Genomic DNA, 21676 nt, shown 5'->3' on the forward strand with positions numbered 1-21676 from the left:
AGCCGTGCCGCCGCAGCGTTGACGATGCCAGCCGCCTGCCGCAGACATGGCGCGACACGGACCGGAGATTCTGCCCTATGCCTGCCGACCTGATCGCCGCCTCCCAGGTTTCGCGCCGCGCGCTGCTGCGCTACAGCATCCTCGCTGCCGGGGGCGCGGCGCTCGGCGGGCTGCCGTTCGGGCGCATGGCCTTCGCTCATGACGTCGGCGAGGACTGGCCGGCGGTCGCCGCGCTCGCCGACAAATACGTCTCGGGCCGCAAGGTGGCCAACCTGCTGCTCACCTTCGGCTGGGGCCAAGAGGATCACGCCCACACCGTCGGCGGGGGCAGCCTGTCGTTGGCGAAGCCCGCGCCGGTCGACGAAAATTCGCTCTACCGCATCTATTCGATGTCGAAGCCGATCACCGGCATGGCGACGATGATCCTGATCGACGAGGGCAAGCTCGGGCTCGACCAGCCGGTCGCGGAGATCCTCCCCGCGTTCCGCAACATGCAGGTGCTGCTGAAGCCTGACGGCCCGCTCGAAGAGACGGTGCCGGCGAACCGCCCGATCACGATCCGCCAGCTGCTCACCCATACCGCCGGGCTTGGCTATCAGATCATCAGCAAGGGGCCGCTGCAACAGGCCTATAGCGAGGCAGGGCTTGTCGGCGCGCCGGTCAGCCGGATGCCGATCCCGGGTGTGCCCAAGGTCACCCCGGCGCCCGATCTGGCGACCTTCGCCGATCGCCTTGCCGGCTTGCCGCTGATGTATCAGCCGGGCACGAAGTGGAGCTATTCCTGCTCGCTCGACCTGCTCGGCCGGGTCATCGAGGTGGTGAGCGGGATGGAGTTCGAGGCCTTCCTCAAGGCGCGCATCTTCGACCCTTGCGGCATGACCAGCACCTTCTTCCAGGTGCCCGCGAGCGAGGCCGGGCGCCTCACCGACAACTACGGCATCCTGGGCGGCAACGTCTTCCCGCTCGATCCGGCCCCGGCCTCGACCTTCCTCGATGCGCCGAGCGTCAAGAACGGCGGCGGCGGGCTGGTGTCGAGCCCGAAGGACTACGACCGCTTTCTCAGGATGCTGCTCGGCTACGGCACCTTGGACGGCAAGTTCGTGATGAGCGAGAACGCGGTGCGGGTCGGCACCTCGAACCTGCTGCCGCCGGGCGTCGACACCAAGGGCACCTTCATCGATGCCGAGGGCCATGGCGCAGGCGGACGGGTCAAGGGCTCGACCTTCGGCTGGGGCGGGGCGGCGGGCACGCTCGCCAGCGTCGACTACGGCCTCAAGCTGCGCTCGTGCCTGTGGACGCAGTACATGCCGTCCGAGGCCTACCCGATCCGTGAGGAATTCGTCGCCGCGATGGAGAGCGACCTTACCGCGATGCGCGCCAAGATGGGCAGGAAGGCCGCCTGATGCACGCCCCCGCCGCTGCGCCGGGCATGGCCTTTTCGGGCTCGCCGCTCGACCGCGCCGATCACATCCGGGTCGATCCCGAGGCGCTCGCGGGCCTGATGAACTGGCGCGCGCGGGTGCTGCTGCTCGACGGGCTGCTGCCGGGGGTGGACGAGACGGGGGGCCTCGTGTGGGGCAGCCTCGCCGACGTGCCCGAGGAGGCGGAACTGGTGTTCCTCGGGATGCTGGACGGCAAGGCGCATTTCGTCCCCGTGCCAGCCGAGGGCGCGGAGGGGCCGGCCTACGCCATGCCGCGCGCGTGGCAGTTGATGAGCCTCCTCGCGCCGCCCGATCTCGCGATCTATGGGGGCGCGCGCAGCCTTGCCGACTGGCACGCGCGTCACCGCTTCTGCGCGCGCTGCGGGGCGCCCACCAACCTCGTCAAGGGCGGCTGGCAGCGGCACTGCGACAATTGCGGCGCCGACCACTTCCCGCGCACCGATCCGGTGACGATCATGCTGGTCGAGCATGAGGACAGGCTCCTCCTCGGCCGCCAGCCGCGCTTTCCGCCGAAGATGTATTCCGCGCTCGCGGGCTTCGTCGAACCGGGCGAGACGATCGAGGAAGCGGTCGCGCGCGAGATTCACGAGGAAGCGGGCGTGCGGGTGCGCGATGTCACCTACATCGCCAGCCAGCCCTGGCCCTTCCCGAGCCAGCTGATGATCGGCTGCCACGCGGTTGCCGACGATCCCGAAATCACCCTCGACACCGCCGAACTGGAAGACGCCCGCTGGTTTACCCGCGCCGAGCTGGAAGAGGCGCGTGCGGCGGGGGAGAAGGGGACCGACCTCCTCTACTTCCCGCGGCCCTTCGCCATCGCTCACCACCTCGTCACCTGGTGGCTCGACCGGTGACGGCGCAGACGCTCACCATCGACATCTACTCTGATGTCATGTGCCCGTGGTGCCTGATCGGCTACGGACAGCTCACCAAGGCGCTCGCGCAGCTCGAAGGCGAGATCGCGGCCGAGATCCGCTGGCGCCCGTTCGAATTGAACCCCGATATGCGCCGCGAGGGCGAGGAGCAGGAGGCGCACCTCCGGCGCAAATATGGTCGCCCCGCCGAGGAAGGCGCGAGGCTGCGCGGGCAGATGAAGGCCATCGCCGAAGGGGCGGGGGTCTCGCTTGCCTGGGAAGGCGAGGGGGAGGCCCCGCCCGCGATGATGTGGAACACCCGCGATTGCCACAAGCTGCTGGCCTTCGCGCTGGAGCAGGCGGGGCCGGAGGTGCAGACCGCCTTGAAGCTCGCGCTGTTCCGCGCCCATTTCAACCAGCGCCGCGACCTCTCCGACACCGCCCTGCTGCTCGACCTCGCCGCGTCCGTCGGCCTCCACCGCGAGGCGGCGAGGGCAGCGCTCGCCGACCCGGCGCTCGAGGCGCGCGTCGTCGCCGAAGAGCAGCAGGCGTGGGACATGAACATCTCGGGCGTGCCCGCGATGATCGTGGAGGGCAAGTTCCTGATTCCCGGCGCGCAGGCCCCCGAGGTCTATGTCAACGCGCTCAGGCGGGTGGCCGAGAAGGCGCGGGCGATCCCCTAGTTCCGCGCGGCGCGGGTGCAGACCTCCCGCGACCACCCGCCCCAAAACCGCGCCGCATGGCGCGCCGTCACCCACCCATGTCAGCGCCGCACACCCGCCTGCCCTGCGAGGAAGAGCCACGCGATCCGGCCGAGAAGCCGGACGCTCCAATCCAGCAGGAGAACAGCCATGTCCAAGGTATCCGCGATCTTCGACAGCCATGAGGAAGCGAACCGGGCGGTCGCCGACCTGAGGTCGCTCGGCCTCACCGACAACGACATCTCGGTCATCGCCCATCACAAGGGCACCACCACCCACCGCGCCGGTGACGGCGAGGTGACCGACGAGGATCACCGCAACGTGCTGCGAGGCGTGCTCGGCGGCGGTGCGCTGGGGGCCGGGCTCGGCGTTGCGGCGCTGGCGATTCCGGGCGTCGGCCCGCTCGCGGCGGCCGGGGCCATCGCCGCCGCCGCCGTGCCCGAAGCGATCGGCGTCGGCGCGGTGATCGGCGCGATCGGCGGGACGCTCAACGAGACCCTGACCAAGCACGGCGTCAGCGAGGAAGACGCGACCTACTACAACGACCGCATCAAGAACGGCGGCGTGGTGGTGACGGTCGAGGACATCGGCGTCGACGAGAGCGCCTTGCGCGACGTGCTTTACCGCAATGGCGGCCACAACGCGGGCAACGCACGCGCCGTCGGCTTCTGATCGCATTTCATTCGACAAAGGCCCGGGCGGCACCTTCGGGTTCCGCCCGGGCTTCATTGCCTTCCGAGGAGACGCACAGGCATGGCCGCCTATCCCAAGTCGCAATACAGGACCACGCACAGCCCCGCACCGATCCGGCGGACCGAATTCATGGTGCTCGGCGCGCTGCTGGTGGTGGTGGGCGTGGCCGCGCTCGCCTTCCCGCTGGTGGCGGCGCTGTCGTTCAACCTGCTGGTGGGCGTGACGCTGCTGGCGGGCGGGGTGCTGACGCTGGTCCATGCCTTCAGGGTGCGGCGCTGGCAGGGCTTTGCGGTGCAGATCCTGCTCGGCCTGCTCTATGTGGGCGGGGGGCTGATCTTCCTCGCCAATCCCTTCGCCGGCCTCCTCGCGCTCGGCTTCGCGCTGGGTGCCTTCTTCGCCGCCGATGGCGTCGCGCGGGTGCTGCTGGCCTTGCAGATCCGCCCGCAGCCGGGCTGGGGCCTGTTCCTCGCCTCGGGCCTGGCCTCCTTCGTGCTCGGCGCGATGGTGCTGTTCAGCGTGCCGAGCGGCTGGTCGATTGCGATCCTCGGTCTTGTGGTCGCGATCAACATGATCCTCACCGGCGCGGCCTTCCTCACCTGCACCGGCACGCTCGCCCCGCGCCGCCGCCCGGTGACGATGACCCGCCGGATCTAGACGAGCCCGAGCCGTTCGAGCTTCATGGCGAGCCGGCCGGGGAGCGCATCGCCGATCACCTCGCCCTCGGACACGTCCTGCGGGGCCTTGTCGGCGGCGAGGTAACGCCAGCCCTGATGCGCGCGTTTGCCCTGCTGGTGGACCCGCACGAGGCGCGGCTCCAATACGATGTCCCAGCGCCCGTCCTCGGTCTTCTCGAAGCCGAGGATGGCCGAGCGCGCGACAATCGCGTGGTTGATGATCCAGTAGAGCGATCCGCCCACGCATTCGGCATGGCGTGTCGGGCGGTTGCGGGTGGTGGGGCGGATGCCGGTGCGCCCGCGATACCAGCCCTCGAGATCGGCATAGTTCTTCGCCCCGTAGGCGATCTTGGTGAGGTGCAGCGGCATGGGGCCAATGTGGGCCGAAGCCTGCGCCGATCAAGCGAGCGGGGTGCAGCCGTCCACAACCCAGCGCCGCGCCCCCCGCCGAAGGGGCCGTCAGGCGACGAGGCCGCTCACCACCGCGAGGCCGAGAAACACGAGGAAGCCCATCGAATCCGTCGTCATGGTGACGAAGATCGAGGAGGAGATCGCCGGGTCTGCCTTCAGCCGCTGGAGCGTCAGCGGCACCAGCACGCCGGCAAAGCCCGCGATCACGATGTTGCACAGCATCGCCGCGCCGATCACGCCGCCAAGCAGCGGGTTCTGGAACAGCACCGCCACGATCCCGCCGATCACCACCGCCACCGTCCCGCCGTTCAATGCCGCAATCGACATCTCGCGCCGGATCGCGCGCCAGGTGTTCGCCTCGGTGAGCTGGTTGGTGGCAATCGCGCGCACCGTCACCGCGAGGGTCTGCGTGCCCGCATTGCCGCCGATCCCGGCGACGATCGGCATCAGCACCGCCAAGGCCACCATCGTCGCGATCACGTCCTCGAACTGGGCGATCACGGTCGAGGCGACCGAGGCGGTCAGCAGGTTCGCCAGCAGCCAGCGCACGCGCGCCTTGTAACTATCGACGATCGGCTCGTTGATGTCCCCGTCGCCCGCGCCCGAGAGCAGCAGCGCGTCCTCGCCCGCTTCTTCCGAGATGATGTGGACGATATCGTCGACCGTCATCTGGCCCACCAGACGCCCGCTTTCGTCCACCACCGCGGCCGAGATCAGCGCGTATTTCTGGAACATCAGCGCGACCTCTTCCTGGTCCATCGTCACCGGGATCAGGGTCTGGTCGCGCTTCATCACATCGGTCAGCTTCACATTGCGCGGCGTGGTCAGGATCCACGACAGCGCGCATGTGCCGACCGGGTGGTGCCGCTCGTCGATCACGAAGACCTCGAAGAAATCGTGCTCGAGATCGCCCTCGTCGCGCAGGTAGTCGATGAGGTTGCCGACCGTCATGTGCTCGGGGACAGCCACGAAGTGCCGGCTCATCAACCGGCCGGCGGTTTCCTCGGGATAGGCGAGCGCGCTCGAGACCGCCTCGCGCGTCTCGGGCTCGAGCTCGGCGATGACCGCGGCCTGATCGGCGGCGTCGAGGTCCTCGATCAGCTGCACCGCATCGTCGGTATCGAGCTGTTCGGCGATGGTCGCGACCGCCTGCGCGGGCAGGGCCTCCATCAGGTCCTCGCGCACGTAATCGTTCAGTTCCGCGATGACGTCGCTGGTCATCAGGTCGCTGATCGCGCTCGCCAGCTGGGCGCGCTCGGCCCGGCCGAGGAGTTCGATGAGGTCGGCAATGTCAGCGGCGTGGAGCGGCTCGACGAGGTCATAGACCGCGCCCTTGTCCCCCACATCGAGCGCATCGCGCACCGCGCCGACATAATCGGCCTTGAGGCGGTTTTCCTCGTCGTGGCGCTCGTCGTCGACGCGGTCGTCGGGGCGCACCTCGGCCTCCGCCGGATCGGCGGCGTGAAGATCGTCCTCGAGGATGCGCTCTTCGGCCATAGCGAGGCGTTTACGGAGGGGAGGGTGAAAAGCAAGGCTGGAGGGTGACAGGCGGGGAATGGCTGCTAAAAGCCTGCCCCGAACAACCCAACCCGTTCGCCCTGAGCTTGTCGAAGGGCTGCACTTCTCTTCATGCCCGGCGCGAAGAAAAGCGGTGCTTCGACAAGCTCAGCACGAACGGGTGTCATGACCCGGAGTATCGAACCATGGCCGAAACCCTCACCTTCACCCTCGACAACGGCACCGGCGAACACGGCGATGTCGTCATCCGCCTGCGCCCCGACCTCGCGCCCGGCCACGTCGCGCGCATCACCGAACTGGCGCAGGAAGGCTTTTACGACGGCGTGATCTTCCACCGCGTGATCGCCGGCTTCATGGCGCAGGGCGGCGATCCGACCGGCACCGGCATGGGCGGCAGCGACAAGCCCGACCTCGCCGCCGAATTCAACGCCGAGCCGCACGTCGAGGGCGTGTGCTCGATGGCCCGCGCGCAGAACCCCAACAGCGCCAATTCGCAGTTCTTCATCTGCCTCGACGACGCGCGCTTCCTCGACAAGCAGTATACCGTGTGGGGGCAGGTCATCAGCGGCATGGAACACGTCCACGCCATCCCCAAGGGCGAACCGCCGCGCAGCCCCGGCAAGATCGTCAAGGCGACGGTCGCCTAAGTCACCATGCGAGGCAAGGGGGCGGCAGTCCGGGCAACTGCGGCAGCGCTTTGCGCGCTGCTGGCGTCCGCCTGCGCGACTTTGCCCGACATCTCGCAATCGCGTTCGCCCTGCCAGCTTGAGCCGGGCGGGTGGTGCAGCTTCGTGCGCGACGCGGCGGTAGAGGCGTGGCCCTATGCGGTCGCCTCGACCAACGCTTACACCGGCGACGACGATCTTTTTGCCAAGCCTGGCCGCGTGCTCCAGCGGATCGAGCATATGCCGATCGCGCCCGAGGATGCGGGGAAGGGCTTCAGCTACGAGCTGTTCAATCAGTATGCGCCGGGCTCGGGCAGCGATGCGGCCCGCAAGCCTGTTGCGCGCGTGCTCGCTTTCCGCGGCACCGATTTCAAGGGCCTCTCCGACATCTTCTTCGGCACATTGCGCAATGACCAGATCGAACTGGCCCTGCGCTATTTCGATGCCGAACGCGCGCGTCTGGGCGATGATCTGCCGTGGGTGGTGGTCGGCCATTCGCTCGGCGGCGCATTGGCGACCGAGGTGTCCAACGCGCATCCCGAAGTGCGCGCCTTCCTGTTCAACACCTCGCCTTTCTATCGCGACGAAGTGCGCGCCAACGCCCTGCGGCGGACCGTATTCAACGAGCGCGGCGAGTTCTTGCGGCGGTTTGCACGCAGCAGCGAGCCGCCCGCGGCCAATGTCTTCACCATCAACTGCGAGCCGCGCAAGGGCACGATCACCAAGCACAAGGTCCGCCCGCTCGCCGACTGCATCACCTGGATTGCGGCCTACGCCAGCCTCGACGCCTTTGAGGTGATGAAGGCCAATGGCATTACAAAGCCCTTTGTAGAGTGCGGGGCGGAGGACAAGCCGCACCCCGGGCCGGGCAGCAAGCCGGACGAACCCTGCATCCACAACAGCCTGCGCCGCGAGGCGGGCGGGAAGGGCAAGGGCGATAGCGGACGCGACGGGCAGCGCTGATCGCAAGCCCCGCAAGGGGTGCGCTTGCCGGCCCCCAGACCCCCGCCAGACCCCTGCTTGCCCCCGCCCAGACCCCGCTCGCCCGCCCCTCGACCCCCGCTTGCGGCGGTGTTTCACGTGAAACACCGCTGGTGCGGCAGGCGTTGAACGGGAGGCAGCTTGGCGCTATGGGCGGCCCCCTCATGAAACCCGCCGCACCCCCCCGGACCTACAGGGTCAAGAGCTTCGGCTGCCAGATGAACGTCTATGACGGCGAGCGCATGGGCGAACTGCTGGCAGAGCGCGGGATCGCCCCTGCAAGCGAGGGTGAGGAGGCCGATCTGGTCATCCTCAACACCTGCCATATCCGTGAAAAGGCTCAGGAAAAGGTCTATTCGGACATCGGCCGGCTGGTCGCGGCGGGCAAGGAGAAGGGCAAGGCCCCGCTGATCGCCGTGGCGGGCTGCGTCGCCCAGGCCGAGGGCGAGGAGATCATGGCCCGCGCGCCCGCAGTGAGCATCGTGGTCGGCCCCCAGGCCTATCACCGTCTGCCGGAAATGCTTGATAAAGCAGAAAAAGGCGAGCGCGCGACCGACACCGACATGCCCGCCATCGCCAAGTTCGATGCCCTACCGGCGCGCCGCAAGCGAGGGCCGTCGGCGTTCCTGACGGTGCAGGAAGGGTGCGACAAGTTCTGCACCTATTGCGTCGTCCCCTATACCCGCGGCGCCGAAATCTCGCGGCCTTTCAAGGATCTCGTCGCCGAAGCGCACAAGCTGGTCGAGGCAGGCGCAAAGGAGATCACGCTGCTCGGCCAGAACGTCAACGCCTGGGCGGGCGAGGACGAGAGGGGCCGGCCCGTGGGCCTCGGCGGGCTGATCCGGATGCTGGCGCGGATCGACGGCCTCGCCCGCATCCGCTACACCACCAGCCACCCCAACGACATGGACGACGACCTGATCGCGGCGCACGGCGAGGTCGAAAAGCTCATGCCTTACCTGCACTTGCCGGTGCAGGCTGGAAACGATCGCATCCTGAAAGCGATGAACCGCCAGCACACTGCCGAGGGCTATCTGCGCCTCATCGAGCGGTTCCGCGCCGCCCGACCGGACATCGCGCTTTCGGGCGATTTCATCGTCGGCTTCCCGGGCGAGACCGAGGCCGAGTTCGCCGACACGCTGAGCATCGTCGACGCCGTCCGCTACGCGGCGTGCTTCAGCTTCAAGTATTCCCCGCGCCCCGGCACGCCTGCTGCCGCGTTGGAGAACCAGATTGCGCCCGAGGTCATGGACGACCGGCTCCAACGCCTCCAGGCGCGGATCGGGCAGCACCAGCTCGCCTTCAACCGGGCGAGCGTCGGCACGCGGTGCGAGGTGCTGGTCGAGCGCAAGGGGAGGCACCCCGGCCAGTGGCTCGGCAAGTCGCCGTGGTTGCAATCGGTATGGATCGAGGGCGAGGCCGCGATCGGCGATCTTGTCGCGGTGGAGCTCGCCGAGGCGGGCCCCAACTCGTTGAAAGGGCTGCCGATCTACTGACCGTTCGCCCGTGTCACGCGCTTCGCGGTCTCGACGAAAATCTGTCCGCTCGGTCCGTTTGCCCGAACCTTGTAGACGCTTTCGAGAAAGGCCATGTCGATGGCGGTCAGCCCGGCCGGGGCGGCGTCCGGGGCCTGGAACAGCGTCATGATCGTGGACGGGCCACCGGCGCCCGCCGCGGGCAGTTCCCCGATCGGCGCGATCAGCCGCATTGTCGCGTAATCAGCGAGTTGCTCGGCACTCTTGCCATCGATCCGGCTTCGATCGATCACCACCACCGATGTCTTGGTGACCAGCGTGTCCGGCGGGCTGAGGCGGCCGGTTGCCGGGGTGCGCAGCACCGGAACGCCGGTCAGGCCGAGAAGCGGGCTCGGTCCCTTGTCGAGTTCCCGGCCATCGACGTCGGCGATCTCGTTGATCTGCCACGCATACACCCCGTCGCGTGAGGCGATCATGGTCTGGAACTCGGAACGCGGCATCTCGCCAAACAGGTCGCGCTTGTGCTTGCGCAGCGAAATCAGCTGCTTGCGGCTGTCCTCGGCGAACATGATCATGGCGTTGGGACGGCAGCCCGGCTTGGCGATGGTCAATCCGGCGATCCGCGCATTCTCGGCGACGCGCCGGACGAAGCCGTCGCGGTATTCATCCTTCAGCCCTGCCACATCGAGGCACAGCGGAGCGTTGAAACGCGGGAAGGGCCGCAGCAGATCGATCTTCGAACCGATCTTGCGGGCGAGCGACTTGACCTCTTCGGCCGAATAGGGCCGGTCGGCCTCGACCACGATCGGGTCGGACCCGGACGGATCATAGTCCTGGGCCCGAACGGGAGCGACAATGGCTGTCAGCAGACTTGCGGTGATCGCCATCTTCATCATCATGATGATTCCTACCTGTCTGTGTCTGATGACCGCGAACGAGGCCCGATGTTGCGGCACCGGGAAAGCCCATGCCGTTCCGTCCAGTCTGCCAAGAATACAATCGCTTATCGCTTAACCTTGCATGAATGATCCGATCGGCGAGAGCCGGTGGCGGTGTGGCCGCAAGGCCTTTGCGACCGCCTCCGGCCGAGTTTCCCCCACCATCTCGCCGCACCCGCCTTGCTTTGGGCAAGGGCCTGATTACCTTCCCGACTCAAGGACGAGGGATTGTCCCGCGGCCTGTCAAGCAAAGGACCTCATGGGCCGACGACCTTCCCGTGCCGGACACCCGGCGCTCTCGCCCGATCCCCGCGGCATCCCGGCCCAGCGGCGCGCCCGCGTCGACCTCACCTTCGAGAACCAGGCCCTGCTCGGCCCGCTGTTCGGGCAGTTCGATGCCAATCTGGTGCAGGTCGAGAACCGGCTCGGGGTCTACATCCACGCGCGCGGCCATCAGGTGGTGATCGAGGGGCCCGAGGACGACGTCGCCCGGGCGCGCGAGACGCTCAAGACCATGTACGACCGGCTGGCGCGCGGCGAGGCGCTCGATAGCGGCGCGATCGATGCGATGATCGCCATGTCGGCCGAGCCGACCCTCGAGGGGATCATCGCGGGCGACCAGGGTGCGCCGCCGATCATGATCCGCACGCGCAAGAAGACCATCGTGCCGCGCTCGGCGACGCAGATCGACTATATGCGCGCGCTCGCCAGCGAGGACATCATCTTCGCCCTGGGCCCGGCGGGGACCGGCAAGACCTATATCGCGGTCGCGCAGGCGGTGAGCCAGCTCATCACCGGCTCTGTCCAGCGCCTGATCCTTTCGCGCCCCGCGGTCGAGGCGGGGGAGAAGCTCGGCTTCCTGCCCGGCGACATGAAGGAGAAGGTCGATCCCTATCTGCGCCCGCTCTACGATGCCCTCAACGACTGCATGCCGCCCGAACAGGTCGAGCGGCGGCTGGCGAACGGCGAGATCGAGATCGCGCCCATCGCCTTCATGCGCGGGCGCACGCTGGCCGACAGCTTCATCATCCTTGATGAAGCGCAGAACACCACGCGCGAGCAGATGAAGATGTTCCTCACCCGCTTTGGCCAGAACAGCCGCATGGTGATCTGCGGCGATCCGCGCCAGGTCGACATCCCCGGCGGCCCGCGCATGAGCGGCCTCAATGATGCGGTCGAGCGGCTGGAGGGCGTCGAGGGCTTCGGCACGATCCGCTTCTCCGCCGCCGACGTGGTGCGCCACCCGATCGTCGGTCGGATCGTCGAGGCCTACGAGGGCAAGGACGAAGAAGAGGGCTGAGCCGCGCTGGCATGGACCGCCTGAGCCCGCTAGGGCGCGTCTGATGCAGATCGATATCGACATCGAGGACTGGCCCCCGGGCGACTGGGAGGCGCTTGCGAGCCGCGCGGCTGCGGCGACGGGCGAGGGCGAGCCGCTGCTCGCCAATCCGCGCCTCACGGCCAGCCTGCTGTTCACCTCCGACGCCGAGGTCCACGCCCTCAACCGCGAGTGGCGCGGGCGCGACAAGCCGACCAATGTTCTCAGTTTCCCCATGCTGGAGCGTAAGGAACTCGAAGCACTCGCTGCGGATGGCCCGCCCGAAATGCTCGGCGACATCGCGCTCGCCCATGAAACCTGCGCGCGCGAGGCGGCGGAGAAGGGCGTCACGCTCGAAGCCCATGCCGCCCACCTGATCGTCCACGGCCTGCTGCATCTTGCCGGCCACGACCATGTGGAAAGCGACGAACAGGCCGAGGCGATGGAGCGGCTCGAGACCCGGATACTTGCCAAACTGGGCATCGCTGACCCATATGGCGACTGAAACCGCGTAGGAGCCACACACAAGGCCATGGCCGATTCCCATTCGCCCGCATCTCAAGCCGGAGACGCGGACAGTAGCAGCGGGCTGTGGCCCGCCTTGCGCAAGATCCTCGGGCTCGAGGCCGCGCGGTCTCTGCGCGAACAGCTCGAGGAAGCCATCGACGAGCACGAGGACGACGAGGGCTCGGCACGCTCGGACACGGGCAGCCAGGCCGGGGGCGACCTGTCGCGGGTGGAGCGGCAGATGCTGCGCAACCTCCTCCACTTCTCCGAACACGATGCCGACGATGTCGCAGTGCCGCGCGGGGAGATCATCGCGGTCGAAGCCTCGATCAGTTGGGACGAGATGGTCGCCGCCTTTTCCGAGCACGGCCATTCGCGGATGCCGGTCTATCGCGACACGCTCGATTCCGTGATCGGGATGATCCACATCAAGGATATCTTCCCCTTCCTCGCCAACGGCACCCCGCCGCCGCCCGACTGGACGACGCTGATGCGCCAGCCGCTTTACGTGCCGCAGGCGCGCGGCGCGCTGGACGTGCTCGCCGACATGCGCACGCAGCGCGTGCACCTTGCGATCGTGCTCGACGAGTTCTCGGGCACGGACGGGCTCATCACCATCGAGGACTTGGTCGAGGAGATCGTCGGCGAGATCGAGGACGAGCACGACGAGGCCCCGCAGGAGCTGATCACCCCCATCGGCGAGGGCATGTGGGACATCGACGCGCGCGCAGAGCTCGACGATATCGCCGAGAAGATCGACCCGCGCCTCGCCGAGGTCGAGGAAGCGGTCGACACGCTGGGCGGCCTCGCCTTCGTGCTGGCGGAGGCGGTGCCGCCGGTCGGCACGGTGCTGGAACACGCCAGCGGCTGGCGCATTGAAGTGACGGCGGGGGACGAAACGCACGTCACGCGCCTGCGCCTGCACCCCCCTTTGATCGAGGACCAAGTGCAGTAGGCGCAACTTTTCGCGTCCCGACGCTTTTTTCCTTCGATTTTTTGCATCCAATCTGCTTGGGGCGCGTATCTCCTCTCAAGGAGAGAGATCATGCCTGCACGTCGTCTGCCCCCCCTGCGCGCCCTCGAGGCCTTCATGCGTACCGTGCGCCTCGGCTCGGCGCGCGCGGCGGCCGAGGAGATCGGGCTCAGCCCTTCGGCCCTGTCGCGGCGGATCAGCAACCTCGAGGAATTCGTCGGCAAGAAGCTGTTCACCCGCGCGCGCCAGTCGATGCAGCTGACCGACGAGGGCCAGGCCTTCTACGAGGCGGTGAATCCGCACATGGAGGCGCTCGCCCGGGCGGTTGAGAGCCAGTCGGACAATATCGCGCTCTTGCGCCTCAGATTGGGCGTCCTGCCGATGTTCGGGAGCCAGCGGCTGTTCCCGCGGCTGGGGGAACTACGCAAGCGCCACCCGCTGCTGCACATCGACATCGACACCGCGCCGCATCTGGAGGACCGGGTGGGCGACACGCTCGATGCCGCGATCATCCTCTCGCGTGGGCCGGCGAGCGGGCTTCACGCGGTGCGGCTCGACCACAACCTCGTCCACGCGATCTGTTCGCGCGATACCGCGCGGGGGATCGGCCCCGACATCACGCCGGAAGCGATGTCGAAGCAGACTTTCCTGATCCACAACGAGCTGCCCGAAAGCTTCCAGGCGTGGAAGAAGGCGAACGGGCTCGAACAGATGGACCCGGCCGCGATCGACCACTACGATTCGGGCGCGCTAATGCTGGAGGCGGCCGCGCAAGGCCTCGGCATCGCGATCATGCACGACGATCATCTGCGCCGCGCCAACGACAACCGGCTGACCAACCTGCCGGGCAAGCCCGTGGAGAGCCCCTATTCCTACTGGTTCGTGTGCAAGCCCGTGGCGCTGGAAAGCCGCCCGGTGCGGATCTTCCACGACTGGCTGGTGCGCGCGGGACTTTAGTCCGCCGCTGCGGCCCTTGCCTCATAGCGCACCGGCGGGACCGAGTGCGCGAAGGGGCGTAAGGGGTGGCCCCTGATCTCGATCAGCGCCTCCTCGATGCGGCGGCGCGATTCCTGGCCGATCGCCTTCCGGCCCTTGAAGTCCTCGGGGCTGAACGGCTCGAGGTAGTGGAGCGCCACCCGGAAGCTGCCCTTGCGCGACAGCACCCGCTTGGCGTTGTTGAGGCCGCCTTCCTCGCCGATCCAGCCGATCCATTCTGCCACCGGGCCGTAGTCGAGGATCACCGGCTGCACGAGCACGCCCGGCGGCGGCGGCTCGAGGACCGAGAGCATCGAGGTCTTGAACGGCAACAGCGACTGCCCGTCGGTGGTGGTGCCTTCGGGGAAGACCGTCACCGACCAGTTGTCGACGAGGGCCTCCTTCAGCGCGTTGATCTGCTCGGCCACGCCCATGCGGTGCTCGCGCTTGACGAAGACGGTGCGGTTGAGGCTCGCGAGCCAGCCCACCACCGGCGCCTCGGCCAGTTCCGCCTTGGCGACGAAGGCCGTGCCGCTCGCACCCGCCAGCGCGAGGATATCGACCCAGGAGATGTGATTGGCGACGAAGAACACATCGCGTTTGAGATGCGTGCCGTGGACCTCGACCCGCGCCCCGCACACCCGCGCGGCATAGCGCAGGAACAGCATCGGGAAGGGGGAGCCATAGGCGAACAGGCGGTAGAGGTAGTGGAGCGGCACGAACACGGCGAGCAGGCCGATCAGCCCCGCCGCCCGCAGCGCGATCCGCAGCCAGCCGGCAAGCGAGATCGGCGTCGGCTCGCCGCGCGCGGCGGCCTGCCGCAGCGCCCAGTCGGTCATCGCGCGCCGTCAGTCATTGCGGGACAGCCGCACGCCGTAAAGCTCCATGCGGTGATCGACCAGCCGGTAGCCCAGCCGCTCGGCGATCTGGCGCTGGAGCGCCTCGACTTCCGGATCGACGAATTCGACGACCTTGCCGGTCTCGACGTCGATGAGGTGATCGTGATGCGCCTCGGGCACGGGTTCGTAGCGGGAGCGGCCGTCCCCGAAGTCGTGCCGGTCGAGGATGCCGGCTTCCTCGAACAGCCGCACGGTGCGGTAGACGGTCGCGATCGAGATGCGCGGATCGACGGCGGCGGCGCGGCTGTGGAGCAGTTCCACGTCCGGATGGTCGTCGCTTTCCGAGAGCACCTTGGCGATCACCCGGCGCTGTTCGGTGATGCGCAGGCCCTTTTCGGCGCACAATTGTTCGAGATCGATCTTCTGGGTCAATCGCCGCTCCATCGCCGGGCCTCGCTGCGCCGAGAGCACAGCAGCCTCATTCCTACAGGGGTGAGGCTGCTTGCTCAAGCGTGCCCTGCCGCCCTGTGAACAGGGTCGGCCGGGGCGCGCCGCTTATGCGGTCTTGCGCGGGCGCCGGGTCTTGGGCGCGGCCTCGCCGGGCTTGCGGCCGAGGCCGATCTTCTTGGCGAGATCGCGGCGCTTCTCGGCATAGTTGGGGGCGACCATCGGATAGTCGGCCGGCAGGCCCCAGCGCGCGCGGTATTCTTCCGGGCTCATGTTGTAGTTGGTGCGCAGGTAGCGCTTGAGCATCTTCAGCTTCTTGCCGTCTTCGAGGCAGACGATGTATTCGGGCTTTACCGAATTGCGCACCGAAACGGCCGGCTGCGGCTTGGCTTCTTCGACGACCGGGGTTTCGCCAAGGTTGGCGAGCGCGGTGTAGACGTTGGTGATCAGCGCCGGCACGTCGGTGACGGCGACATCATTGTTGCTGACGTGCGCAGCGACGATGTCGCTGGTCAGGGTGATCAGTGTTTCCTTCATGTCGATTTCCATGTTTTCCATGAGTTCCTCGCGCAGCGGCGTGCGACAGGCGCCGTTATTGCCACATGACCGAAACATGCAGTCGATGCAACCGGGTTGCTTTGCCTATATGCCGATTTGCGACAGACGGTGTGCTATTCGATTGTCGTGGCGAAAGTAATGGCGTCGATCCGTTCGCCATTAGCCATCCGATAATAGTTTCGCCGCTCGCCGATCGGTTCGAAGCCGAAATTGCGATAGAGATGGATGGCGGGGTTGCCGCGCCGCATTTCTAGGAAGATGCGGCTGGTGCCTCTCTGCCTTGCTGCGGCGAACAGCTGCGCGATGAGCGCCGAGCCCACGCCGCGGCGGCGCACGCCCGGGACGACGGCGATAAGCAGCAGTTCTTCCTCGTCAAGGACATGGCGGGTGAGGACGAAGCCCGCCGGCGCGGCGGCGCTGCCTTCGTCGATGGCGGCGCCGTCGGCATCGATCACCAGCGCGTGGGTGTTGGCGAGCGTCAGGGCATCGGCGACCTGGCGGCGGGTCCAGGCCTCGCCATAGGCAGGGTCGAAGGCTGCTTCCATCACCACCATGATCCGGTCCACCAGTGCGGGGCTCGGAGGGCCGGAAGCGGGGGTGGCGGCGGTCATGCCGGCAGGCGCCCGGCCATCGGGGTGGCATCGGGGCCGCGGCCATAGATCGGGGCGAGCGCGGCGGTCAGCAGGCCGGGGGCGAGCAAGGGCAGGGCGCGGGCGTCGGGGAGGATCGGCAGCGCCTGCCGCTTGCCATCGAGCAGCGCGGCGAATTCGGCGGCGCGGTTGCCGGCTATCACCCCTTGCGCCCCGCGCGCGGTGGCGGCGGCAGGGGCGAGCGAGCGGCTCTCGCCGAGCGGCTCGCCATCCGCGCCGAAATCGGCGACGAACCATTCGCCGTGCCCGCCGTTCATGCACACCGTTACCGGCGTATCCGCCTGGGCCATGGCCGCGACCAGCGCGAGGGTGGGGTAGCCGAGCACCTCGGCGCCCCAGGCAAAGCCCAGCGCCCTCGCGGTGGCGAGCCCGATCCGCACGCCGGTGAAACTGCCGGGGCCGCGGCCGACGCAGATCCGCGCCGCGCGGCCCTTGTCCGGCAGCGCGCCGATCATCGGCACCAGCGCCTCGGCATGGCCGCGCCCGATCACCCGGTGATCGTGGGCGACGAGGCGCGCGCCGTCAAACAGGGCGACGGAACACGCCTCGGATGCCGTTTCTATCGCCAGGACCCGCATGAGCTGGGCGATGCCTTACCGCGCGCGGGCGCGCAAGCGGGCATTGTGCCCGGCCCGTGGCTTGTCAGGCGATGGTGTTGAAGCGGGCGAAATCGGGGCGCGGGGAGCGCGGGAAGATGCTGGCCGGATCGCCATAGCCGACCGAGCAGATGAAATTGACCCTGTGGCGCGGCGCGTCGGCGAAAAAGGCGGCGTTGACCGCCGCCGGATCGAAGCCCGACATCGGTCCGCAGTCGAGCCCCAGCGCGCGCGCGGCGAGCATCAGGTAGGCGCCCTGAAGCGAGGAATTGCGGAAGGCGCCCTCCTCGCGGCCCTTCTCGTCGCCCTCGAACCAGCTCTTCGCGTCGGTGTGGGGGAAGAGCCAGGGCAGCTCCTCGTGGAAGTCGATGTCGTAGCCGATGATCGCGGTGACGGGCGAGGCGGCGACCTTCTTCTTGTTCCCTTCCGAGACGCATTCCACGAGCTTCGCCTTGGCTTCTTCGGACTTGACCCACACGATGCGCGCGGGCTGCATATTGGCCGAGGTCGGGGCCATCTTCACGAGGTCCCAAATCGCGTGGAGCTGTTCGTCGCTGACCGGCTTGTCGAGCCACCCGTTGTAGCTGCGCGCCTCGGTGAAGAGCTGGGCAAGCGCCTCGGGCGCCAGCGCGTGATCGTGAAACTGCTGGCTCATGCCGCGCGCACCTCGGTGACTTCGGGGACGTAGTGCTTCAGGAGGCCCTCGATCCCGTGCTTCAATGTTGCGGTGCTCGACGGACAGCCCGAGCACGAGCCCTGGAGCGTCAGGTACACCACCCCGTCGCGGAAGCCCCTATAGGCGATGTCGCCGCCGTCGCCCGCCACGGCCGGGCGCACGCGGGTTTCGAGCAGTTCGTTGATCGCGGCGATCACCTCGGCGTCCTCGGGCCGCTCCGCGATCACCATGTCCTCCTCGGGCGGGGGAACGGCGATGCCGTTGCCGGTGGGACCTGCGAAGAGCGGGGCCTCGGAGACGAAATGGTCGAGCAGAACGGCGATGACCTGCGGCCGGAGCGCGCTCCAGTCGGCGCCCGGCGCGGCGGTGACGGAGACGAAGTCGGCGCCGAAGAACACGTTCACCACCTCGCCAGTGTCGAAGATCGCCTGCGCCAGCGGGCTCGCCTCGGCGGCTTCGGGGGTGGCGAATTCGCGGGTGCCGCTCGCCATCACCGGCTGGCCGGGGAGGAACTTGAGGGCAGACGGGTTGGGGGTGGTTTCGGTCTCGATGAACATGGGGCGCAATCTAGGGGCGCGAGGCCCGGGCGGCAAGGTGCCAATCCCGGAGGAGGGGCCGAGCATTCACTATCGCTTCACATTTTGCCGCCCTATAAGCCCGGCCCATGACGTCGTCTTCCCGCGCGGTTCGCGCTCTCGCCCTCGTTCTCGCCCCGCTCGTTGCCCTGCAGCCGCTGCTTGCCGAGCAGGCGCAGTCCGGCAGCGCCGCCGCCCAGCAGCACGCGCCCGGCCACGCGACCCCGCCGCCGGCCGTTCCCGCGCCGCAGGCGCTTCAGGCGGCCGGACAGGCATGGCTCTACAAGGGTTCGGACGTCCCGCCCGACGAGCAATGGCTGTTCGGCGAGATGAAGAATGGCGTCCGCTATGCCGTGCGGCGCAACGGCGTGCCGCCGCGCCAGGTCTCGATCCGGGTGCGGATCGACGCGGGCTCGCTCTACGAGCAGGACAACGAGCAGGGCTTCGCGCACCTGCTGGAACACCTCCTGTTCCGCGAGAGCAAATATCTCGGCAAGGCCGAGGCGATTTCCGCCTGGCAGCGATTGGGTGCGACCTTCGGCAGCGATGCCAATGCCGAAACCAGTCCCACCCACACCGCCTACAAGCTCGACATTCCCAACATCGACAACGCCAAGCTGGCCGAAAGCTTCAAGCTCCTTTCCGGCATGATCCGCGAGCCGGTGCTGAGCGACGCCAATGTCGCCGCCGAACGCCCGATCGTGCTCGCCGAAAAGCGCGAGCGGGGCGGGGCGGGGCTGCGTATGGCGGACCTCACCCGGCAGACCTTTTTCGCCGGGCAGCGGCTGGCAACGCGCAACCCGATCGGCACCGATGCCACGCTAAACGCGGCGACCGGAAAGGCGGTGAAGGCCTTCTACGACCGCTGGTACCGGCCGGAGAACACCGTCATCGTCGTCGCCGGGGATGCCGATCCGATGGTGCTCGCCGGGCTGGTCGAACAGTGGTTCGGCGACTGGAAGGGCACGGGCAAGGCCGGCACCGCGCCCGATTTCGGCGATCCGGCGCCGCCCGCTGGCGCAGGCGATCCGGCCGGCCCCGCAACGCCCATCGGTCAGCTCGCCGTCGGGGTGGAACCCGACCTTCCGCGCAGCCTCACCTACGCGGTCATGCGCCCGTGGCGCCAGGTCGAGGACACCATCGCCTACAACGAAGACCTGCTCACCGATGCGGTGGCGCAGGCGATCATCAACCGCCGGCTGGAAAGCCGTGCGCGCGGCGGCGGGAGCTTCCTTTACGCGCAGGTCCAGCAGGACGACGTCTCGCGTTCGGCGGATGCGACCTTCGTCACCTTCGCGCCGCTCTCCGCCGACTGGCAGGCGGCGCTCGCCGATGTCCGCAGCGTGATCGCCGATGCGCTCGCCAACCCGCCCACGCAGGAGGAGATCGACCGCGAGGTCGCGCAGTTCGACGTGGTGTTCGCCAACCAGGTCGAGCAGGAGAGCGTGCAGGCCGGATCGACGCTCGCCGACAACATCGTCAACGCCGTCGACATCCGCGAGACCGTTGCCGCGCCCAAGGTGGTGCTCGACGTGTTCCGCGGGATGAAACCCAGGCTCACGCCCGAGCGGGTGCTGAAGCGCACCCAGGGGCTGTTCGAGGGCACGGTGACGCGCGGGGTCTATGTGACCCCCGCGGCGGGCGAGGCCGATGTCGCCTCGTTCCGCACCGCGCTCGCCAGCGAGGCCAAGGTCGATGGCACGGCCCGCCTCGCCGCCAAGACCATCGCCTTTGCGGATCTGCCCCCCGTGGGGGCGCCCGGCACGATCACCGCGCAAGGGCCCGCAGGGGCGCTCGAGGTTGAGCGGATCGACTTCGCCAACGGGGTCAAGGCGTTGGTCTGGGCCAATGATGCCGAACCTGGGCGCGTCACCGTGCGGGTGCGCTTCGGCGCCGGCCAGCGCGCCTTCGACAAGGACAGCGCGGTCTATGCCGCGCTGGGCGAGCAGGCGCTGGTCGGCTCGGGGATCGGCGAGCTCGGGCAGGACGAGCTCGACCGGCTCGCCACGGGCCGCAAGCTCGGCTTCGAATTCGACGTCGGCGGGGCGGCCTTCACGCTGACCGCGCAGACCCGCTCGGAGGATGTCAACGACCAGCTCTACCTGTTCGCCGCCAAGCTCGGGATGCCGCGCTGGGACAAGGAACCGGTGCTGCGCGCGCGGGCGGCGTCCGAACTGGCCTACAACACCTATTCGACCAGCCCGGGCGGCGTGCTGTCGCGCGATCTCGAATATCTCGTGACCGGCAAGGACCCGCGCTTTGCCACCCCCGATCCGGACGCGCTCAAGGCGGCGACGCCGGAAGGCTTCCGCGCGGTCTGGGAGCCGCTGCTGAAGCAGGGTCCGGTCGAGGTGCTGGTGTTCGGCGAGTTCGACAAGGCCAAGGTCACCGAGCAGCTGCGCCTCACCTTCGGCGCGCTACCGCCGCGCGATCCGATCCCGGCCGATGTCGCCGCGCGCCTGCCGGGCTTTGCAGCGCCCTCGGACAAGCCCACTGTCGTTACCCATCGCGGCGATGCCAATCAGGCCGCCGCCGTGGTCGCCTGGCCGAGCGGGGGCGGGACGGCGGGGCTGCCGGAAAGCCGCCAGCTGGAAATCCTCACCCAGCTGTTCAGCAACCGCCTGCTCGACGCGCTGCGCGAGCGCGCCGGGGCGAGCTATTCCCCGCAGGCCTTCTCGAGCTGGCCCACGGACCTTGCCGGCGGCGGCCGGATCACCGCCGTCGCGCAGCTCACGCCGGAAACCGTCCCGGTGTTCTTCGCCGAGGCCGACCGGATCGCCAAGGACCTCGCCGCCAACCCGCCCACCGCCGACGAGCTGGCGCGGGTCACCGAGCCGCTCGGCCAGCTGATCCGGCGCGCTTCGACCGGCAACCAGTTCTGGCTCTACAACATCGAGGGCGCGACGCAGGACCCACAGCAGATCGCGCAGCTGCGCAGCCTGCTGCAGGACTATTCGCGCACCACGCCGGCGGCGATGCAGGCGCTCGCCGCGCGCTATCTGGCGGGCGGCGCGGCGTTCCGGCTGGCGGTCATCCCCGACGGGCAGACTCTCGCTACGGCGGCGAAGGGCGCGGCGCAGGCGCAGCCGGCAGGAGCGCGCGGCAAGAGGCGGTGATCGGCTCGGTCGTTCAGAGTGGCCGGGAAATAATGTTGTGCCCGCGCCCTTTGCGGCTTTACAATTCATGCTCGCTGCCTGTAGCGGGCCCCGC

At 68.4% G+C, this 21676-nt stretch carries 23 protein-coding genes; 13 read left to right on the forward strand and 10 right to left on the reverse strand.

Annotated features, from left to right (window positions below; genetic code table 11):
• The first annotated feature begins 77 nt into the window (after positions 1-77).
• The 5 genes from OPU67_RS03280 (at position 78) to OPU67_RS03300 (ending at position 4344) form a co-directional block, all read left to right on the forward strand.
• Complete coding sequence (locus OPU67_RS03280) at positions 78-1403, forward strand: serine hydrolase domain-containing protein (RefSeq protein WP_267617534.1); 1326 nt, start codon at positions 78-80, stop codon at positions 1401-1403.
• Complete coding sequence (nudC, locus tag OPU67_RS03285) at positions 1403-2296, forward strand: NAD(+) diphosphatase (RefSeq protein ID WP_267617536.1); 894 nt, start codon at positions 1403-1405, stop codon at positions 2294-2296. The genes OPU67_RS03280 and nudC overlap by 1 nt, the downstream gene beginning before the upstream one ends.
• Positions 2281-2979 carry a DsbA family oxidoreductase gene (locus tag OPU67_RS03290; protein WP_267617537.1) on the forward strand — a complete coding sequence of 233 codons (699 nt, stop codon included), beginning with the start codon at positions 2281-2283 and terminating at the stop codon, positions 2977-2979. The genes nudC and OPU67_RS03290 overlap by 16 nt, the downstream gene beginning before the upstream one ends.
• A gap of 168 nt (positions 2980-3147) precedes the next feature.
• Positions 3148-3669: a hypothetical protein gene (locus tag OPU67_RS03295; protein ID WP_267617538.1), complete on the forward strand. Its 522-nt coding sequence runs from the start codon at positions 3148-3150 to the stop codon at positions 3667-3669.
• An 81-nt stretch (positions 3670-3750) separates the two neighbouring features.
• Complete coding sequence (locus tag OPU67_RS03300) at positions 3751-4344, forward strand: HdeD family acid-resistance protein (protein ID WP_267617539.1); 594 nt, start codon at positions 3751-3753, stop codon at positions 4342-4344.
• On the opposite strand, the gene OPU67_RS03305 is transcribed toward OPU67_RS03300, so the two are convergent.
• On the reverse strand, positions 4341-4733 hold the full coding sequence (locus OPU67_RS03305; RefSeq protein ID WP_267617540.1) for a DUF1489 family protein: 393 nt from the start codon (positions 4731-4733) through the stop codon (positions 4341-4343). The genes OPU67_RS03300 and OPU67_RS03305 overlap by 4 nt on opposite strands.
• A gap of 90 nt (positions 4734-4823) precedes the next feature.
• A complete protein-coding gene (gene mgtE / locus OPU67_RS03310; protein ID WP_267617541.1) occupies positions 4824-6272 on the reverse strand; it encodes a magnesium transporter in 1449 nt (482 codons plus the stop codon).
• Positions 6273-6478: 206 nt separating this feature from the next.
• Between mgtE and OPU67_RS03315 the strand changes: the two genes are divergently transcribed.
• The 3 genes from OPU67_RS03315 (at position 6479) to miaB (ending at position 9435) form a co-directional block, all read left to right on the forward strand.
• The gene (locus OPU67_RS03315) at positions 6479-6940 is read left to right on the forward strand and encodes a peptidylprolyl isomerase (protein WP_267617543.1); all 462 of its coding nucleotides are present in this window, start codon (positions 6479-6481) and stop codon (positions 6938-6940) included.
• A gap of 81 nt (positions 6941-7021) precedes the next feature.
• Complete coding sequence (locus OPU67_RS03320; RefSeq protein ID WP_267617544.1) at positions 7022-7921, forward strand: alpha/beta fold hydrolase; 900 nt, start codon at positions 7022-7024, stop codon at positions 7919-7921.
• Between the two features lie 182 nt (positions 7922-8103).
• Positions 8104-9435: a tRNA (N6-isopentenyl adenosine(37)-C2)-methylthiotransferase MiaB gene (gene miaB / locus OPU67_RS03325; RefSeq protein ID WP_267617546.1), complete on the forward strand. Its 1332-nt coding sequence runs from the start codon at positions 8104-8106 to the stop codon at positions 9433-9435.
• Here miaB and OPU67_RS03330 read toward each other — a convergent pair.
• Positions 9429-10313, reverse strand: coding sequence for a hypothetical protein (locus OPU67_RS03330; RefSeq protein WP_267617547.1), 885 nt, complete (start codon positions 10311-10313; stop codon positions 9429-9431). The genes miaB and OPU67_RS03330 overlap by 7 nt on opposite strands.
• A 298-nt stretch (positions 10314-10611) precedes the next feature.
• Between OPU67_RS03330 and OPU67_RS03335 the strand changes: the two genes are divergently transcribed.
• The 4 genes from OPU67_RS03335 to OPU67_RS03350 all read left to right on the forward strand — a co-directional run bounded on the left by OPU67_RS03335 (position 10612) and on the right by OPU67_RS03350 (position 14107).
• Positions 10612-11652 (forward strand): PhoH family protein, encoded by a 1041-nt coding sequence (locus tag OPU67_RS03335; protein ID WP_267617548.1) that lies wholly within the window; start codon positions 10612-10614, stop codon positions 11650-11652.
• A gap of 43 nt (positions 11653-11695) precedes the next feature.
• Positions 11696-12175, forward strand: coding sequence for an rRNA maturation RNase YbeY (gene ybeY / locus OPU67_RS03340; RefSeq protein WP_267617550.1), 480 nt, complete (start codon positions 11696-11698; stop codon positions 12173-12175).
• A 27-nt stretch (positions 12176-12202) separates the two neighbouring features.
• Positions 12203-13132: a hemolysin family protein gene (locus tag OPU67_RS03345; protein WP_267617552.1), complete on the forward strand. Its 930-nt coding sequence runs from the start codon at positions 12203-12205 to the stop codon at positions 13130-13132.
• Positions 13133-13222: 90 nt separating this feature from the next.
• Entirely contained in the window at positions 13223-14107 is an 885-nt protein-coding gene (locus tag OPU67_RS03350) for a LysR substrate-binding domain-containing protein (RefSeq protein ID WP_267617554.1), read from the forward strand.
• On the opposite strand, the gene OPU67_RS03355 is transcribed toward OPU67_RS03350, so the two are convergent.
• The 7 genes from OPU67_RS03355 to OPU67_RS03385 all read right to left on the reverse strand — a co-directional run bounded on the left by OPU67_RS03355 (position 14104) and on the right by OPU67_RS03385 (position 18448).
• Positions 14104-14964, reverse strand: coding sequence for a lysophospholipid acyltransferase family protein (locus tag OPU67_RS03355; RefSeq protein ID WP_267617555.1), 861 nt, complete (start codon positions 14962-14964; stop codon positions 14104-14106). The two genes, OPU67_RS03350 and OPU67_RS03355, sit on opposite strands and share 4 nt — an antisense overlap.
• Before the next feature lie 9 nt (positions 14965-14973).
• Positions 14974-15396: a Fur family transcriptional regulator gene (locus tag OPU67_RS03360; protein ID WP_069311290.1), complete on the reverse strand. Its 423-nt coding sequence runs from the start codon at positions 15394-15396 to the stop codon at positions 14974-14976.
• Between the two features lie 123 nt (positions 15397-15519).
• Positions 15520-15969, reverse strand: a complete 450-nt coding sequence (locus tag OPU67_RS03365; protein WP_267617558.1) for a MucR family transcriptional regulator — start codon at positions 15967-15969, stop codon at positions 15520-15522.
• Between the two features lie 113 nt (positions 15970-16082).
• On the reverse strand, positions 16083-16580 hold the full coding sequence (locus tag OPU67_RS03370) for a GNAT family N-acetyltransferase (protein ID WP_267617560.1): 498 nt from the start codon (positions 16578-16580) through the stop codon (positions 16083-16085).
• Positions 16577-17197, reverse strand: a complete 621-nt coding sequence (gene tsaB / locus OPU67_RS03375; protein ID WP_267617562.1) for a tRNA (adenosine(37)-N6)-threonylcarbamoyltransferase complex dimerization subunit type 1 TsaB — start codon at positions 17195-17197, stop codon at positions 16577-16579. Before tsaB ends, OPU67_RS03370 begins: the two co-directional genes overlap by 4 nt.
• Before the next feature lie 64 nt (positions 17198-17261).
• Complete coding sequence (locus OPU67_RS03380; RefSeq protein ID WP_267617563.1) at positions 17262-17870, reverse strand: malonic semialdehyde reductase; 609 nt, start codon at positions 17868-17870, stop codon at positions 17262-17264.
• On the reverse strand, positions 17867-18448 hold the full coding sequence (locus OPU67_RS03385; RefSeq protein ID WP_267617565.1) for a NifU family protein: 582 nt from the start codon (positions 18446-18448) through the stop codon (positions 17867-17869). The genes OPU67_RS03380 and OPU67_RS03385 overlap by 4 nt, the downstream gene beginning before the upstream one ends.
• A 107-nt stretch (positions 18449-18555) precedes the next feature.
• On the opposite strand from OPU67_RS03385, the gene OPU67_RS03390 reads away from it, so the two are divergent.
• On the forward strand, positions 18556-21582 hold the full coding sequence (locus tag OPU67_RS03390) for a M16 family metallopeptidase (protein WP_267617567.1): 3027 nt from the start codon (positions 18556-18558) through the stop codon (positions 21580-21582).
• Positions 21583-21676 lie beyond the last annotated feature (94 nt).

Source organism: Erythrobacter sp. WG, from assembly GCF_026586795.1.
Lineage (GTDB): Bacteria > Pseudomonadota > Alphaproteobacteria > Sphingomonadales > Sphingomonadaceae > Erythrobacter.